At 35.3% G+C, this 15,778-nt stretch carries 10 protein-coding genes and 1 pseudogene; 8 read left to right on the forward strand and 3 right to left on the reverse strand.

The features are described 5' to 3' along the window. The first annotated feature begins 192 nt into the window (after positions 1-192). Positions 193-2,235, forward strand: a complete 2,043-nt coding sequence (locus LEP1GSC059_RS00885) for a sigma-54-dependent Fis family transcriptional regulator (protein ID WP_002179554.1) — start codon at positions 193-195, stop codon at positions 2,233-2,235. A 547-nt stretch (positions 2,236-2,782) separates the two neighbouring features. Here the strand turns inward: LEP1GSC059_RS00885 and LEP1GSC059_RS00890 are convergent. Continuing rightward, positions 2,783-3,066 (reverse strand): annotated as a pseudogene (locus tag LEP1GSC059_RS00890) (hypothetical protein). On the opposite strand from LEP1GSC059_RS00890, the gene LEP1GSC059_RS00895 reads away from it, so the two are divergent. After that, on the forward strand, positions 3,046-4,272 hold the full coding sequence (locus LEP1GSC059_RS00895; protein ID WP_017215130.1) for a DUF3095 domain-containing protein: 1,227 nt from the start codon (positions 3,046-3,048) through the stop codon (positions 4,270-4,272). The pseudogene LEP1GSC059_RS00890 and the gene LEP1GSC059_RS00895 sit on opposite strands and share 21 nt — an antisense overlap. On the opposite strand, the gene LEP1GSC059_RS00900 is transcribed toward LEP1GSC059_RS00895, so the two are convergent. Next, the gene (locus tag LEP1GSC059_RS00900) at positions 4,261-4,659 is read right to left on the reverse strand and encodes an SET domain-containing protein (RefSeq protein ID WP_017215131.1); all 399 of its coding nucleotides are present in this window, start codon (positions 4,657-4,659) and stop codon (positions 4,261-4,263) included. The two genes, LEP1GSC059_RS00895 and LEP1GSC059_RS00900, sit on opposite strands and share 12 nt — an antisense overlap. Positions 4,660-4,712: 53 nt before the next feature. Continuing rightward, the gene (locus LEP1GSC059_RS00905; RefSeq protein WP_020980132.1) at positions 4,713-6,533 is read right to left on the reverse strand and encodes an ABC transporter ATP-binding protein; all 1,821 of its coding nucleotides are present in this window, start codon (positions 6,531-6,533) and stop codon (positions 4,713-4,715) included. Positions 6,534-6,704: 171 nt separating this feature from the next. Here LEP1GSC059_RS00905 and LEP1GSC059_RS00910 point away from each other — a divergent pair, with 171 nt between their 5' ends. The 6 genes from LEP1GSC059_RS00910 to LEP1GSC059_RS00935 all read left to right on the forward strand — a co-directional run bounded on the left by LEP1GSC059_RS00910 (position 6,705) and on the right by LEP1GSC059_RS00935 (position 15,533). Next, positions 6,705-7,319: an ACT domain-containing protein gene (locus LEP1GSC059_RS00910; RefSeq protein ID WP_002179515.1), complete on the forward strand. Its 615-nt coding sequence runs from the start codon at positions 6,705-6,707 to the stop codon at positions 7,317-7,319. Positions 7,320-7,484: 165 nt separating this feature from the next. Continuing rightward, on the forward strand, positions 7,485-8,954 hold the full coding sequence (locus LEP1GSC059_RS00915) for an HD-GYP domain-containing protein (RefSeq protein ID WP_017215132.1): 1,470 nt from the start codon (positions 7,485-7,487) through the stop codon (positions 8,952-8,954). 1,594 nt (positions 8,955-10,548) lie between these two features. Beyond that, on the forward strand, positions 10,549-12,045 hold the full coding sequence (locus tag LEP1GSC059_RS00920; RefSeq protein ID WP_002179431.1) for an HD-GYP domain-containing protein: 1,497 nt from the start codon (positions 10,549-10,551) through the stop codon (positions 12,043-12,045). 62 nt (positions 12,046-12,107) lie between these two features. Continuing rightward, positions 12,108-13,250, forward strand: a complete 1,143-nt coding sequence (gene aroC, locus LEP1GSC059_RS00925) for a chorismate synthase (RefSeq protein WP_002179450.1) — start codon at positions 12,108-12,110, stop codon at positions 13,248-13,250. A 320-nt stretch (positions 13,251-13,570) separates the two neighbouring features. After that, entirely contained in the window at positions 13,571-15,019 is a 1,449-nt protein-coding gene (locus LEP1GSC059_RS00930) for an NADH-quinone oxidoreductase subunit G (protein ID WP_017215134.1), read from the forward strand. Continuing rightward, a complete protein-coding gene (locus LEP1GSC059_RS00935; protein WP_002149710.1) occupies positions 15,006-15,533 on the forward strand; it encodes a NuoI/complex I 23 kDa subunit family protein in 528 nt (175 codons plus the stop codon). Before LEP1GSC059_RS00930 ends, LEP1GSC059_RS00935 begins: the two co-directional genes overlap by 14 nt. The last annotated feature ends 245 nt before the right edge of the window (positions 15,534-15,778 follow it).

A 15,778-nucleotide genomic window follows, 5' to 3' on the forward strand; every position in this document is an offset into this window, starting at 1 on the left:
AAATCGAATTGAACTTAGATAAAACGAATGAAATTATAAATATTTATCAGCACTATTCAAAAAAACGTTCTATAAATAGGCGAAAAATAAAATTTGAATTGACTTTAAAATTGTCAAATCGCAAAAATTTTAAGCATGTCAGGATATGTGAAGCCTAGTCCCTTAAGATCTATACAAGAAGTTGCCACAGCAATGAATTCTACCCTAGATCCGGATAAACTTCTGGATTTGATCTTAGAACGTTGCATTCAGATTTGCGAGGTTGGTTCCGGTTCTCTAATGTTGGTCAACGAAAAAGAAAACGTTTTGGATATAGTAACTTTCCGTGGGATGAATCCTTCCGTTCGAACTAAAGTAAAACTGAAAGTTGGGGAAGGAATTACCGGAATTGTAGCCGCGTCGGGTGAAGGTATGATTGTTAGCGACGTTACCGCCAATCCACATTACATTTCCATAAAGGATGATATTATGTCGGAACTTGCGGTTCCGATGATCGTTGAAGACATAGTGATTGGAGTAATCTCTTTGGACTCTAGTCGTAAAGGGGCTTTTAACGAAGAACATTTAGAAATCATTTCTACTCTTGCCAATCAAGCCGCTCAGATTTTTAAGAACTTACAAATTTTTAGACAACTTGAACAAAAAAATAAAATCCAACAAGTACTGATCGATATTTCAAGAACTGTTACCTCTACTTTAGTACTTCAAGAAATTTTTGAAGACATTATGGATCGTTTGGAAAAATCCCTGAACTTAGAACGTGGGAGTATTGTTCTTTTTGAACCGGAAAAAGCGATTTTGAAATTAGAGGCTGCTTCCGGTTTAACCGCCGAAGAAATGGAAAAGGGAGTTTATCTTCCCGGAGAAGGTGTTACCGGAAAAGTTTTTGAAACGGGGGAGCCTATCATCATCGAATCCATTGCAAACGATGAGAATTTTTTAAACCGCGTGGGAAACGCAGCTCATTTTAAAAACAATCCTGAGAACGTTAGTTTTCTTGCTGCTCCGATCAAATCCGATACGGATGTTCTGGGGGTGGTTAGTGTTTATTTTGTTCATAAGAAATACATTGATTTAAAAACTTATTTAGATTTTTTGCAAGTAGTTGCGTCCGTAATTTATCAAGCGATTCGGATTCAAAAACTTATCGACGAGGAAAAAAGAGAAATTTCAAGGGAAAATGTTCTCCTCAAAAGAGAATTAAAAAATAAATATAAGTTTGGTTCTTTGATCGGTAAATCTAAACCGATGGAAAAACTTTTCGAAATGATTCATCTTGTTTCCGATTCTAGAGCTTCTGTTTTGATTACTGGAGAATCCGGTACTGGTAAAGAAATGATCGCTTCTGCAATTCATTATAATTCTTCCCGTGCTGATAAACCGTTTATCAAAATCAATTGTGCTGCAATTCCTGAAAACTTACTTGAGAGCGAACTTTTCGGTCATAAAAAAGGTTCTTTTACGGGAGCGGTTTCGGATAAAAAAGGTAAGTTCGAAATGGCAGATACCGGAACGATTTTTCTGGATGAAATTGGAGAAATGGATCTCAATTTACAATCTAAACTTTTGAGAGTTCTACAAGAGAAAGAAATTGAAGCCGTCGGTTCCGTTAAACCTAAAAAAATTGATGTAAGAGTGATAGCAGCGACTAACGCGGATTTGGAAAAATTAATTTCTGAGAAAAGATTCAGACCGGATCTTTTTTACAGACTGAACGTCGTAAACATGGTAACTCCTCCTCTTCGTGAAAGATCAGATGACATTCCTCTTTTAATCAATCATTTCATTGCAAAGTATGCCGAAGAAAATGGTAAAAAAATTACGGGAGTTACGAGAGAGGCGCATAAGCTTTTGATGAATTACAGTTGGCCTGGAAATGTTCGAGAACTTGAAAATGTAATAGAACGTGCGGTTGTGCTTTCTCAACTGGAAATGTTGGATATTCAAGATTTTTCCGAAATCAACGGACGTCTTCTTTATGGAGATGAGGATTTCGATCCGGAAACCGGAGATTCTGAATCTTCTGTGGAAATTGCCATTTCTAGATTTTCTTCTTCAAACTTGGATGCACTTGATGGAAGGGCTATCGAAGTTGTAGTTGGAGAAGTAGAGGCCCGTTTGATTAAATACGCAATGAAAAAGTTCAAATATACTAAGACGAGAGTCGCTAAATTTTTAGGAATCAATCGAAATACTTTGGATAAAAAAATCAAAGATCTTAAAATCGATTATTGATATTTAATGTAAATCTAGTATAACATGAATTAACGTGAAAGGATCGATGCGAGGGAATTCAACAGAATATTCTCTATGGGATCAAGCTTTAGGTCGTTTAGAACTGAATTTATGTTCTGGGCTTGTCCTTTTTCTAAGAAAGTGATTACTTTCGTTTATCAACTTCGCGATTGACAAAACGTTCTATCCAAAACTCATATTGAGAATGTCTAAAAAAAGACGGTTAAAAAGCATACAAGCATGGAATGTGACTTAATTTATGAGAACTATTGTGCGGGTTTCGTTAGGATTTTTTATTTGGAAGATTGTGTGAACTACGATTTAATTTCAATTTGATTGTAAGATCAGCATTATAAAAATTTATTTTATACAATGGAGTTTAAAAAAAATTAATTCTCCATTTGTTTCATAAAAACGGTCGATTGAAACAGTTTTTGTTAATTGCCCTATGGGATTTTTCAACAAATCTAATAAATAAAATTGAATATAAGGGGCTCAAACGACATTGTTTTCTATGATCGCGGTATTTTAGATACTTAAATTGAATCTAAAAAATAAGTGTAAAAATTTTAAAAATTTCTAAATGTTGTACATTGATATATTTTGAAACTTTCGAATTTTTTTGAATCAGGATGGAATTTAAAGTTAGTTTAAAACCGATTCCAAAATCATAAATTTGTGATAAAAAAATTGATTTTGATACAAATTCCAAATTCTTTTCAAATGATCTTTTCCGATGGAAAGAAGTTTATGAATATGAAAAAGTTTAAAATTTTCTAATAAAATACAATTATAATTAGGTGAAAAAGAATGATTCAGACCATTGATCAAAAAACCACATTAAACACTCATAATTTTTATAAATATCTACCTTCACTTTCTTCCTTTACGGATATTATAGAACCTTCCAATTATTTTACCGTTCCGGACGATTGGAATTTGATCATTACGGACGTTGTAAATTCTACGGATGCTATTCGAAGCGGACATTACAAAGACGTAAACATTGCGGGTTGTATCACTGCAATGGCGGTTTCCAATCTTATGGGAGATATGGATTATCCATTTTTATTCGGTGGAGATGGAATGACTTTGTTGCTTCCGGATAATGTTCTTCCAGGTGTTAAAGACATTTTATTTTCAATCCGAGAATTGGTAAAAAGTAACTTCGGATTAAAACTCAGGGCAGGAATTGTAAACGTAGGAGAATTGAAAAGAACTGGAAAAGAATTAAAACTTTGTAAATTAAAGATTTCTGATTTTTACAATCAAGCAATTTTAACCGGTAACGCTTTAGATGTAGCAGAAAGTTTTATTAAAAGCGATGATTCTTCTAACCCTTATATTATCCCTTTAACACATAAAATTAAAATTAAACCGGACTTTACCGGATTTACTTGCCGTTGGCAGGATATTCCGAGTCATAGAGGAGAAACGGTTTCGTTTATCGTTAAGATGAATTCTCCAAGTGTTGCTTCCGATCAAGAATTGTTAAAAATAGTTTTAGACCAAGTGAGCGTTCTTTTAGGAAGCGACTTAGAAATTCATCCTCTCAAAGAAGAAAAGATCAAAGTGGATTTGTCCGGAAAATATCCAAGTAAAGAAGCCACGGTTCATTCCGGAAGTAGAACCGGGATTTTTCATTTTTTAAAAAGGATTAAAATCAAAATTGAAGGACTTGCAGTTAATCTTGCCATTAAAACACAATGGAGATTTGGTCCAAAAGTAAATGGGAAAGAACTTAGAGAATTAAGAAAGTCTCAAGTGATTGCTTCTGATTTTAGAAAGTACGACGGAACTTTAAAAATGGTAATTGCCTGCGATTCAGATTCCAGAGAATCTTTTCTCAAATTTTTGGACGATCTTTATCAACAAGGAAAATTATTTTATGGTTATCATGTCTCTGATAGAGCTTTAATGACTTGTGCATTACACGAGGGTTCTATAAGGGAAGTTCATTTTGTGGATTCCGCCGATGGAGGTTATGCTCTTGCAGCTGCTCAACTTAAGGAACGGATCAAAGCATCAAGAGGTTAAACCGAGTTTTATTTTCCAATTATCGTCGAAGAGTTTATAATTACAAGTCAGCTCTTCTCCTTTTAGAATTAGTCTGGTTGCACTATCCTGTCCTGTTGGGTTGGTTTGATCGCTTGTAAAATCCTCTTTCGTATTTGGATCGTCACTGTGATTCATAAACTTGGAATTGTCGGAACAGTAAAACCATTTCCCTTCTGTTTGATAAGAATATATACGAAACATTTCTTGAACAGAATGCGGGAGTGAATTTAATTCGGAATCAGTTAAAACCCAGACCGTTTTAGGATGGTACTTCCAAATCAATTCTCCTTTTTGAATATCTCGACCTGCAAAGAGGCCAAAGCCGCCAATCGGAGAATCTGCGATATAAGTGGGAACTAAAAGCATTGGAAAGAATGTAAATTGGCCCGGAAAAAAAATGCAAGTAAGAAACGAATTCTTTATAAGACCATTGCTTGTTGTTCGGGTTCAGGAAGCGAAAATCTTTCTAGTTTACCGTTTCGCATTTGAAAAACTTGGTCAGCCTCTCGAATTGTGGAAAGTCTATGAGTAACGGAGATTACAGTTCTTCCTTCTCTTAACAAGGAAAGTGTTTTCATGATTCTTGCTTCTGTTATTGGGTCCAAAGAAGAAGTCGCTTCATCCAAAAGTAAAATTTGAGGATTTCTTAAAAAGGCTCTTGCGATTGCAATTCTTTGTCTTTCACCGCCGGAAAGTTTGGTCCCTCTATCTCCAGCATTCGTTTCGTAACCCATCGGTAAGGAAAGAATCGTCTCATGGATTTCGGCTCTTTTAGCGGCTTCGATTACTTCTTCTAAAGTTGCGCTTGGTTTACCGATGCGAATGTTTTCAAAAATCGTAGTATTAAAAAGGAATGTTTCCTGAAATACAACTCCTACTAAAGATCGAACAGAACTTCTGGATAAAGAATTAATATCCATCCCATCGAAAAGAATTCTTCCTTCATTCGGTTGAACCATTCCTAATAGAAGTTTGATGAAAGTACTTTTGCCAACTCCCGAACTACCTACGATTGCGGTATAACTTCCCTTGGGAATAGTCAATGTGATGTCGCTTAAATTTTTAGATCTTCCTTTATATCGAAAGTGGACGTTTTCGAAATGAATTGCTTCTTTGAGTTCAGGAATGGAAAACTCTTCCGGATCTGATTCGAAAACGGGAGCCCGTAATAATTCTAAAATCCGTTTTGCGGAACCGCTTGCGTGATTCAACGCTGGTAAATATTGAGAAAGATATAATAAGGAATAACTTAAGTTTAAAAACGGAGGTAAAAAAGCAGCTAACGTTCCAATACTAAGAGTATTATTATATGCGAATATAGTTCCTACAAGTAATAAAACTCCTTGAAGAAATAAGATTCCCGAACCCGCAGAACGTTCCAAATATGAATTTGTTAATCCCAACCTAAGGGAAACTTGAAATAATTTTTCGCAATTGTTTTTAAATCTAGCAAAGAAATAGTCGCTTAGATCGTAGGCGCGTATTAAATTCTGAGCGGAAATGGATTCTTCAACAAGACTTAATACTTGAGCTTCTTCTAATTTTCTTGTATAGCTGATTTCGGTCGATTTTCTGGATAAAAACCCTGGACCTAAAAAACTGATCGGCCAAATCAAAAGTGCAATTAAAGCCAACTTCCAATCTAATAAAAAAAGTAAAATGGTTCCAAAGATCGCTTCTAATAACGGACCTAGGCCCCAAGGAATGAACGCTAAAAGTGCGTGTTCCAGCGCTGCAAGGTCATTAAAAAATCTGGAGAGAATATCTCCTAATTTATTGTTCGAAAAAAAATCTAAACTCAGTTGATCCAAGTGCTCGTACATCTGTAATCTTAAGTCTTGGATGATTCTTGCGGATGCCCAATTATAAAGATAATCTCTTAAAGTTCCGAGGATTGCAAAGGCGATCGTTCCGATGGCAAGATAAGCGCCGATCCAATAGAGAGCGTTTTGATTTCGATTGATCAGAGCTTCGTCTATTAAGTATTTAAAACTAAATGGAATACTAGCGTAAAATCCGATTTCAAAACAAAGAAGCCCTATGATTAAAAAAATTCTTCCTTTGTATTTTTTAGCAAATCGGAATAAACCGAAAATCAATAAACTAGGAGCACCTTCCGTTTCCGAACCCGCTTTTTCTTTTTTCGGATTCGGGGCCTTCCATTTTTTAGAAGAACCCTTTTCGGGTAAAGGTTCCGACTTTTGGATCAATTCCGGATTGTATTCGAGAGGTCTTTTCATGGAAAATAAGTCCTTTTATTTTCGGCAAATATCTTTTATTTCCACCCTACTTTGACTGTTTTCACACAAAATCTTGAGGCAAGAATTTTTCATCTGGTAAGAGACAGAATACGGTCGGAAAAGAGTCGTTTTTTTTGAAACGGGCATTATCTTTGTAATCGGGTCTATAGAATGGTTCAATTTCACTATAAGGAAAACGGTGGGTTCTATACGGTTACGTTAAAAACGTCCGAAATTGCTCCAGGAACTCTTCATAAAATGGTGAAAGCGATGTTTTTTATGGGTTGGGAAATTGTTTCAGGAGACATCGAAACAATAGAAGAAGGTGGTCAATTCTATAGTTACGATATTTTTACGTTAAAGTCAGAGGAAACCGATTCTAAAATCAAGGCTTCCAAGTTGGGAGTTTTGATGTCGTCTGTATTTACGGACGATTTTGTTTTAGAAGAAATGATCCATCACTCAAGTGAAATCGATCTTAGAAATACGTTTCATTTAAGTGCAGATTCCAGATTAGAATTCGAAGATGTTGAATTTGGAACTAAAACTAAATTTTCACTTGAGGCTCCAGATAGAAAGGGGCTTCTCTATTTTGTTACCGGAGTTTTGAAAGAGAACGGTATTAACATTCATTCCGCGAAAATTCGTACAGATCGATCTGGAAACCGCGCTCAAGACACGTTTATTCTATCCGATACAAAAGGAGTAGGTTTTGCTGGAACTTCCTTGGAGGATCGCGTCAGCCGAAATATACTCGAAATTAGTTTGAATTCTTCATGGAAGTAATTGATAAAATACTTTTTTTTCGTCTCTTATTCAAAATATTCGGTGCAAACGTTTTATTCCCACCTTTTCATGGATCAAAAATGAAATTCTTAAGCGATTATTTTAATCTACGTTAATTGCGTAGCTATATTCAAAAAGTAAAATTCACTATTTAAGATTATCCTTATGGACGCGCAGAAAGACTTACAAAAATTCGATTTTACAGAAGAAATCATTCAACACTTTAAAATTAACAGTGTAATTCCAGTCGATTTTTATAATAGAAACGGACAGATTCTAATTCATAAAAAAGAAAATGCAGACGGAGACGACATTACAAAATTATTAAGGTTCGAAAGCCAAGGAATCTACTTTTTAAAATCCGAATTTGAAAAAATTTCCGGAGGAAAACAAGGAGATGGACCAAATAATGTAAACGGTCGAGACGTCAGTTTTACCAAACTGGTTAACGCTGAGTTGACCGTAGATCTTGCTAAAAACGCTTCTAACTTTTTATCTGAATTAAAAAAGTTTCCTCTTCACGGAAATCAGTTAAGACACTTAAATAAGTCTATAGACGGAATATTAGAAGATTTTAAATCAACTCCGGACATGGAAACCGGATTAGTTAACATCATAGAAGTTATGAGTGGCGCTGGAGTTCCTATGGATTCCGAAATACTTACAAAACGCACCGTGATTTCGATGGCTATGAAAGTTAGAGCCGGAAAAGTTTTTACCAAGGTAGACATGGAACAGAAAAAGTTAGATCAAATGAATCTAATGATGTCTTCTTATCTTGCGGATGTTGGTTATACTCAGATGAAAATTCCGATGGAGAGAGATTTAAAAGCGGAAGAATTTGAATATATTAAAAACCATCCGATCATTAGTTATCTTATGATAGCAAATCTTCCGGATTTGGACGATAACATCAAAACTTTGGTTCTCAATCATCACCGTCCTCATAAAGGGGAAGGAATGAATAATAATTATCCTCAACCAAAAGCCCTTATCCATAAACTTAATGTTTATAAGGAAAAATATAAGGACGATCCTAAAAAAACTATTTTAGTCGCGGATATTCAAAAACAAATTCGGAATATTCTTACCAACAATCTTCCTATGGAAGATATTGGGGCCATTTCCATTGCGGGAGAATTTGCATCCTTGACTACAAGACAAGCGTGGAGAGAAGCTTTTGATCCTTTGGTTGCAATGAAACTAATTTTGAATAACAGCTTTTTTGCATATAATGAAAAAACTTTGAGGGATTTTTACGATCATATTGGTCTTTCCTTGTGCAATAATCAACCTTTTATTCGGGAAGGGGACTTTGTGATTGTGGTCACGCAAGATTCTAATCAAAAAGTGTTTTTTGAAGTTTGTATTATTCGAGAAATGTATAAAACTCAAATTCGCCCTATGTTAGAAAGAATAGGAACCATTAAGCCTAACTTTAGTAATATGGGAAAACTTAGGATTTCAGGATTTGATATTACTTCTTTAAAATTAGATCGCAGAAAAGCGGTTTACAATCTCGAAAAAAACCAAGACCCAAGAAAGATCGTTTACGTTTTGGATTCTAACATGGATACTCGTCTTTATGAGGAATTGACTAAACAAACCGGAGAAATCCCTAAAGAAAGCGCTTAAAAATTGATTCTTTGTTACGGGAATTGAATAATCTAGGAGCTTTAGTTAATTTAAATATAATAATATTTAAATTTTCACATAAAATTTCTGTTTTGAGATCATTGCCGAATTTTAAATTGATTTTATGGAAGTTCTTTAAGAAGCCCGGCCTTGTTCGAAATTTTAGATAAATGTATAGTTTGGCTAGATGACTTTGGTTTATTATATAATTTTAATATTGTTTTTCCAAAAGCAAGATATAAAATTAAAACTTCCGATGAAAATACCATTAGAGTTGTTGAAAAATTAATTCTCTTTTATTTTTTCATCAAAATAAATGTATAAAATCATTTGTAGGTATGAATTTTTTCAACAACTCTATTTTAGAAAATGTTCTTAATCTGATAATTAAAATGATATAATAACAGACAAATAATGAACTTATATATTTTCTATTGAACTAAAACCAAATGTGATCTAGGAATTTTGTGTTTTTAATGCCAAAAATAAAATGAGCATTGAGTTTGGAAATTCCGAAGGAATTGCAGTGAAAAGAACTCAATGAAACGCTTTTACGAAAGCGTTTGAAACTCAACACAACGCTCACTGCGGATCGCGTTAACTCAGCGTCTCGCTTCTATTGGCGCTCGACAGGTTGCGAGCCATTTTAGCTTTGAAATATGCGAGCGATTCGCCCAGATTTTTTTACGTTGAACTCACGTTAATTGTTTTTCTCCTAAAGTTAAAAATATAAGATTTAATAACAGAGGGAAGCATCTATAAAATTCCAAATGAACAACCATCCGATCAAATTTCTATATGAAATCTCCGTCTTGTGATCTTCATCGAATCGAAAATTTATTTTATAGGAGTTCCCAAAAACAAATCTAAGATTTTACAGTAAAATTTTAAAAATGTGGAAACTCATACGTCGATTTATTAAACAACAGTTTCAAAAACAATAAACGGTCAAAAATAATACGGTTTTTGTGGGAACTACTACGTTCTGTTAAAAAGTTGAGTAATCATTTCATATCTAAACTCTTTTTTGGTTTTAAATGTGATTTTTTACAGGATAGAAATGCCATGGATTTTAAGATAAAAATTCCTGTTTAAAACAAAATTCCAAGCACTGAAATTTAGAGTTTGTCCCAAAATCGCCCAATGTAGGAACTACTGCGAAAATTGAACGAGATTAAAACTGCTCGAAAGTTCGCAAATGCGACTTAATTTGTGGAAACTACTGCATTTTATTAAAAATCTCTAAAGAAATGATCGCATAAAATTCTTTAAGGTTTTTGGATAAATTCTTACTAGTTTTAGAGCTATGATAAATGTTTTTAAAATTTCAATATAACTTTTTCTAACAGTAAAAAACTAACCTCCAAAGTGAATTTCTACGAAAAAAACGGGCCTTTCACTGTAATTCGTTTTATAAAAAACTTTTATGGTTTTTGGAAATAATTTTTTGAATTCCTGTGACTTTTGGTTAGAATGTACGTTTCATAAATAATTTTTTTCCAGTCGGATTGTGTATCTTTCTCGAAGAAAGAGTTGTCAAAAAATTTTTATAGTGTAACTCCTTTCCAAAATATAACCAACGGAATTTGATAAAATGAATTCTAATATAAGCCACCACTCACAATCGGTTAATAGAGAGCTTTTAGAAAAGTTCGAATTTAATTCGGATGTTATCACGAGTTTTATTAGTCAAAGCGAAATACCGGTCGATTTTTATAATAAAAACGGACAGATTTTAATTCATAAAAAATCAGATGCATCTGAAGAGGATGTCACGAGGCTTCAAAAGTTTGAAAGCCAAGGAATTTATTTTCTTATTTCAGAAAAAGATAAAGTTACTAAACCAAAAAATAATCCAGATACGGTTCATGGAAGGGAAGTTTCCTTTACTAAACTCGTAAATCCAAATCTTACAGTGGCTCTTGCCAAAGAAGCTTCTGAACTTTTAGAGGAACTCAAACACTTTCCGTTAACCAACAACCATATTCGTTTGGTTCAAAAGGGTATCGACGATATTCTTGCAGACTTTAAGGGAAGTACAGATATGGAGCTCGGACTTGTGAACGTGATCGAAGTTATGAGACAGGCGGGAATCAAGGCAGACTCAGAGATGATGACTAAACGTACGGTGATTGCTATGGCAATGAAACTAAGAGGATTGAAAGCACTGAGCAAAACCGATAACGAAATTCAAAAAACAAAACAACTCAACATTATGCTCGCTTCCTTTATGGTGGATATAGGGAAATCCAGAATGAAACTTCCGAACCATACCGATCTTCGCCCGGAAGAATTTGATTACATTAAAAATCATCCTATCATCAGTTATCTTATGATCGGAAATTTAAGTGGAATTAATTCGGAAGTTAAATCTGCAGTTCTTAATAGTCATAGAACCTTTCGAGGTGAAGGTTTAAACAATAATTATCCGACTACGAACATGATCATTCGAAGGCTGACTGAATATCTTCAAAAGTATAAGGATGATAAAACAAAAAAGATTTTGATCGAAGACATTCAAAAACAGATTCATCATACACTTAACAATACTTATACGGACGAAGACCCGGGAATTATTTCGATTTCTGGAGAATTTGCTTCTCTCAGTTCAGATCAAGAATGGCGTAACTCATACGATGCTCTTACTTCGATGAAATTAATTCTAAACAATAGTTTCTTTTCCTATAACGAAAAAATTGTTCGAGACTTTTTCGATTTTATGGCGCTCAGTCTTTGTGAAAATCGAAGCGTTTTGAATCCTGGGGACTACGTTATAGTCGTTTCTACGGATTCTCAAAGAAAGATTCATTTTGAAACTTGTGTGATTAAGGAAATTTTTAGACATCAAACCAGACCACTTTTGGAAAGGATTGGAACGATTCGTCCCGTGATTATCAACAAAGGTAAGATCAAAATTCAAGGTTATGATCTCCATTCTTTTCGCCAGGATAAAAGAAAGGCGGTATTCGATTTAAATAACAGTATGGACCCGAGAAGAGTCATTTATATTATCGATCCAGAATTGGAGCCTAGTTTATACGAGAAGGTAGATCAAAGTTTTAGAGGAACCATTCCTCGTTCTGTGGCTTAAAACTAAAGGATTCTTTTAGAAACTCGCTTTATCCCTGGGCTTTCCCTTGTTTTTTTGGTAATATGCCTTCTAGCTGGGGAAAAATTTTTAAAGTCAGTACTTTTGGAGAATCTCATGGAACCTCCGTGGGAGTTGTGGTCGAAGGAGTTCCCGCAGGAATCCCCATTCGTTTAGAAGAGATTCAAAAAGATCTAAACCGCAGAAGACCTGGACAAAGTGATCTCACCACACCTAGAGATGAAACTGACTCGGTGCGTGTAGTCTCTGGAGTATTTGAAGGAAAGACAATTGGATCTCCGATCGCTTTGATTGTGGACAATCAAAATACAATTTCCAAAGACTACGAAAATTTAAAAACCACTTTTAGACCTTCTCACGCAGATTATACTTATCAAATGAAATATGGCTTTCGTGCTCACGTAGGGGGAGGACGTTCTTCTGTTAGAGAAACGATTGGTCGCGTAGCTGCAGCTGCCATTGCAAGAATGATTCTCAAAGACGATCTTGGAATTGAAACCGTTGCATGGGTAGATTCAATCGGAACTGTTCAATCCAACATAGGCGAGAAATATCCGAAGTCCAGAGAAGAAGTAGATCAAAATGAAGTTCGATGTCCGGACGCTGATAGTGCTGATCAAATGCGTTCTTTGATTCTAAAAATGAAAGAAGCCGGAGATAGCGTAGGAGGAACGATCAAATGCGTTTCTTATAATCTTCCTCCGGGTTTAGGAGATCCCGTCTATGACAAGTTAGACGGAGATTTGGCAAAGGCGATACTTTCCATTCCTGCTTGTAAAGGATTTGAAGTGGGTTCCGGATTTTCTGGAACGTTATTAACTGGAAGTTCGCATAACGATGAATTTTATGTCGAAGAAGGAACCGGAAGAATTAGAACCAAAACCAATCATTCCGGAGGACTGCAAGGTGGTATTTCCAACGGAGAAGAATTGGTAATTCGTGCCGCTTTTAAACCGACCTCGACAATTTTTAAAAAACAGAATACTGTAAATGTCAAGGGAGAAGAAACCGTTTTAGAAGCAAAAGGTCGTCACGATCCTTGTGTTCTCCCTCGGGCGGTTCCGATTATAGAGGCAGTTGTTAATTTAGTTTTAGTGGATGCATACTTATACCAAAGGGCGATTAATCCTCAGTGGTTTCAAAAATGGGTCCGGGTTCCAGATTATTATAAAGACTTAGAGCTTTAAGAATCAATCTCAAAAAGGATGTAGGCTTTGAAACCCATTCTAGTATAAAATTTGAATCCGACAAAAGTTATTCCAAAAACTTTTAGAAAATATACGCGGTAGTTCCCACAAAAACCGTCTTATTTTTGACCGTTTATTGTTTTTGAAACTGTTGTTTAATAAATTGATGTATGAGTTCCCACAGTATTGTTCTACAACAGAATACATAGTATAAAAATTGATAGCCGATTTAGATTTTAGAAACGGGTTGCCAGAATGAGAATGGTACGTTTCTATAGAACTGTTTCCCGAAATTCGGGAAGAATCAAAAGGATGATTCCATGGTAAAAATTAAGATCGACGGAATCGAATATGAGGTGGATGAAAAAAAGAACCTCATATCGGCGGCAAAAGATGTCGGAGTCGATATTCCTTTCTTCTGTTATCACCCCAAACTTTCCATTGTGGGAATGTGTAGAATGTGCCTTATCGAAATTGAAGGAGTTCCTAGACTTCAAGCAGCTTGCAATACGAAGGTGACGGAAGGACTTTCCATTTTCACAAAAAACGATCGGATCAAGGAAGCGCGAGAAGGAACAATGGAGTTTCTTTTAGCGAATCACCCTTTGGATTGTCCCGTTTGTGACAAAGCGGGAGAATGCCAACTCCAAGATAATGCTTTCAAAGAGGGAAAGGGTAATTCCAGATTTACATTAGAAAAACGGAATGTTCCTCAAGAAGAAATAGGTTCTAACCTGATCATCAATCATAACCGTTGTATCGTCTGTTATCGTTGTGTTCGATTTGAAGAGGAAATCGTAGGAGAATCTAATCTAGGACTTTTTGAAAGAGGTTATCACTCAATCATAGGACTTGCAAAGAACGAGCCGATTCAACATAACTTTCAGGGAGCTCTTGCAGATCTTTGTCCTACGGGCGCACTTCTCAATAACAAAACCTTATTTAAATCCAGAGTATGGTGGTATAAAAATGGAGAATCGATCTGTCATGGATGTAGTACTGGCTGCAATGTTACGACTAACGTAAGAGACAACAAAATGTATCGATATATGCCTAAGATCGACGAAGAAAAGGATATGTATTTTCTTTGTGATCATGGGCGTTTTGACATTGATTGGTTGAACGAAAATCGATTATTCTCGTATTATCAAAATGGGGACACATCGGAAAGTACCGTAGTGTTACCTGCCATCGCGGAAAGAATTCGTCAATCAAAACGAATTGCGATTTTGGGCGGCGCAAAAGAATCGAACGAAAATTTAAAAACTATTCTCCAAAGTGTAGAATCTTTTGGAAAATCGGTTATTGTAGAAGCAAGGGTAGAAGAAGTTCAATACAAGGCGCCCGAACAAAAAGATTTTTTGATGACTACCGACTTCAGACCCAATACGAGAGGAGCGACAGATTCCGGATTTATATCTTCACAAGGAATCGATCTGATTCGTAAGTCGATCGAATCTGGAGAAATTGATTTGGTTTTTGTGATTCATGAGAATATTAAGAAAATATTCTATTCCTTTCCTTCAAACGTTATTTTTGTTTTATTGAGTACAAATTTAACCCAAGAAATATCCGAAGTGACTTACGGAATTCCAATTCAAACTTTTTCAGAACAAGCCGGTTCTTTTACAAATAAAAATGGATTGAATCAATCCTTTCAAAAGGTAATGGAGCCGCCTAAAGGTTTATTAAATTCCGGTTCTGTTTTTAGGAGATTGGCGGAATTGGTCAAAGCTTCTCCCAAGGAGGTTGAAGTTGGGAACCGTTAATGTAGTAAGAGTAGCAAGTCGTCATAAACTTTCCTGGTATGAAAAATTTTATTTTTATTCTATCGGAAAAGGACTTTGGATCACTCTCAAACATTTTATCAAGGCTGCAATTTTAAGAAAGACGGTAACGATAGAATTCCCTGAAAAGAAAAGAAAATATTCCACTCGTTTTCGTGGAATGCATACGATGAAACGTGATGAACAGGGTAGAGAAAGATGTACAAGTTGTTTTTGTTGTATGTGGATATGCCCTGCCGATGCAATTTATATAGAAGCAGCGGAAGTGACTCCTGAAATTCAACACCTTCATCCAGAAGATAAATATGCTAAGAAATTTGAGATCGACCTGTTACGTTGTATTTTTTGCGGGATGTGCGAGGAAGCTTGTCCGAAAGGAGCAATTTATCTGGATGGTCCCGGCGAGATGGCCACCGATAACCGAGAAGATCTAATTTTAACCAAAGAAAGAATGATGCAACTTGTGGGTGGACCAATTATTGGAGAAAGGCAATAGTTTTAGAGTGCGTTTGATTAATTTTCCAATTTAAGACTTTATTTCAAAGTTTCTTTTTGAAAAACTTATAAAGAAGATGGAAAAATAGAATTTTTGAAAAATGAATCCCATCAATTTTTGTACTATGGAAACGGTCGATTGAAGCAGTTTTGTTGATCGTCACTATGGAATTTTTCACAACTCTAATGGTTAGAAATTAATCGACTTCTTGAGGTTAGCGTGAGTTTGGCATAGAAAAATGAGGA

Origin of the sequence: Leptospira noguchii serovar Panama str. CZ214 (genome assembly GCF_000306255.2) — a bacterium.
Classification (GTDB): domain Bacteria; phylum Spirochaetota; class Leptospiria; order Leptospirales; family Leptospiraceae; genus Leptospira; species Leptospira noguchii.

Coding starts and splice junctions, on each gene's coding strand:
- LEP1GSC059_RS00885 (WP_002179554.1), top strand. CDS start 193: ATGAATTCTACCCTAGATCCGGATAAACTTCTGGATTTGATCTTAGAA.
- LEP1GSC059_RS00895 (WP_017215130.1), top strand. CDS start 3,046: ATGATTCAGACCATTGATCAAAAAACCACATTAAACACTCATAATTTT.
- LEP1GSC059_RS00900 (WP_017215131.1), bottom strand. CDS start 4,659: ATGCTTTTAGTTCCCACTTATATCGCAGATTCTCCGATTGGCGGCTTT.
- LEP1GSC059_RS00905 (WP_020980132.1), bottom strand. CDS start 6,533: ATGAAAAGACCTCTCGAATACAATCCGGAATTGATCCAAAAGTCGGAA.
- LEP1GSC059_RS00910 (WP_002179515.1), top strand. CDS start 6,705: ATGGTTCAATTTCACTATAAGGAAAACGGTGGGTTCTATACGGTTACG.
- LEP1GSC059_RS00915 (WP_017215132.1), top strand. CDS start 7,485: ATGGACGCGCAGAAAGACTTACAAAAATTCGATTTTACAGAAGAAATC.
- LEP1GSC059_RS00920 (WP_002179431.1), top strand. CDS start 10,549: ATGAATTCTAATATAAGCCACCACTCACAATCGGTTAATAGAGAGCTT.
- aroC (WP_002179450.1), top strand. CDS start 12,108: ATGCCTTCTAGCTGGGGAAAAATTTTTAAAGTCAGTACTTTTGGAGAA.
- LEP1GSC059_RS00930 (WP_017215134.1), top strand. CDS start 13,571: ATGGTAAAAATTAAGATCGACGGAATCGAATATGAGGTGGATGAAAAA.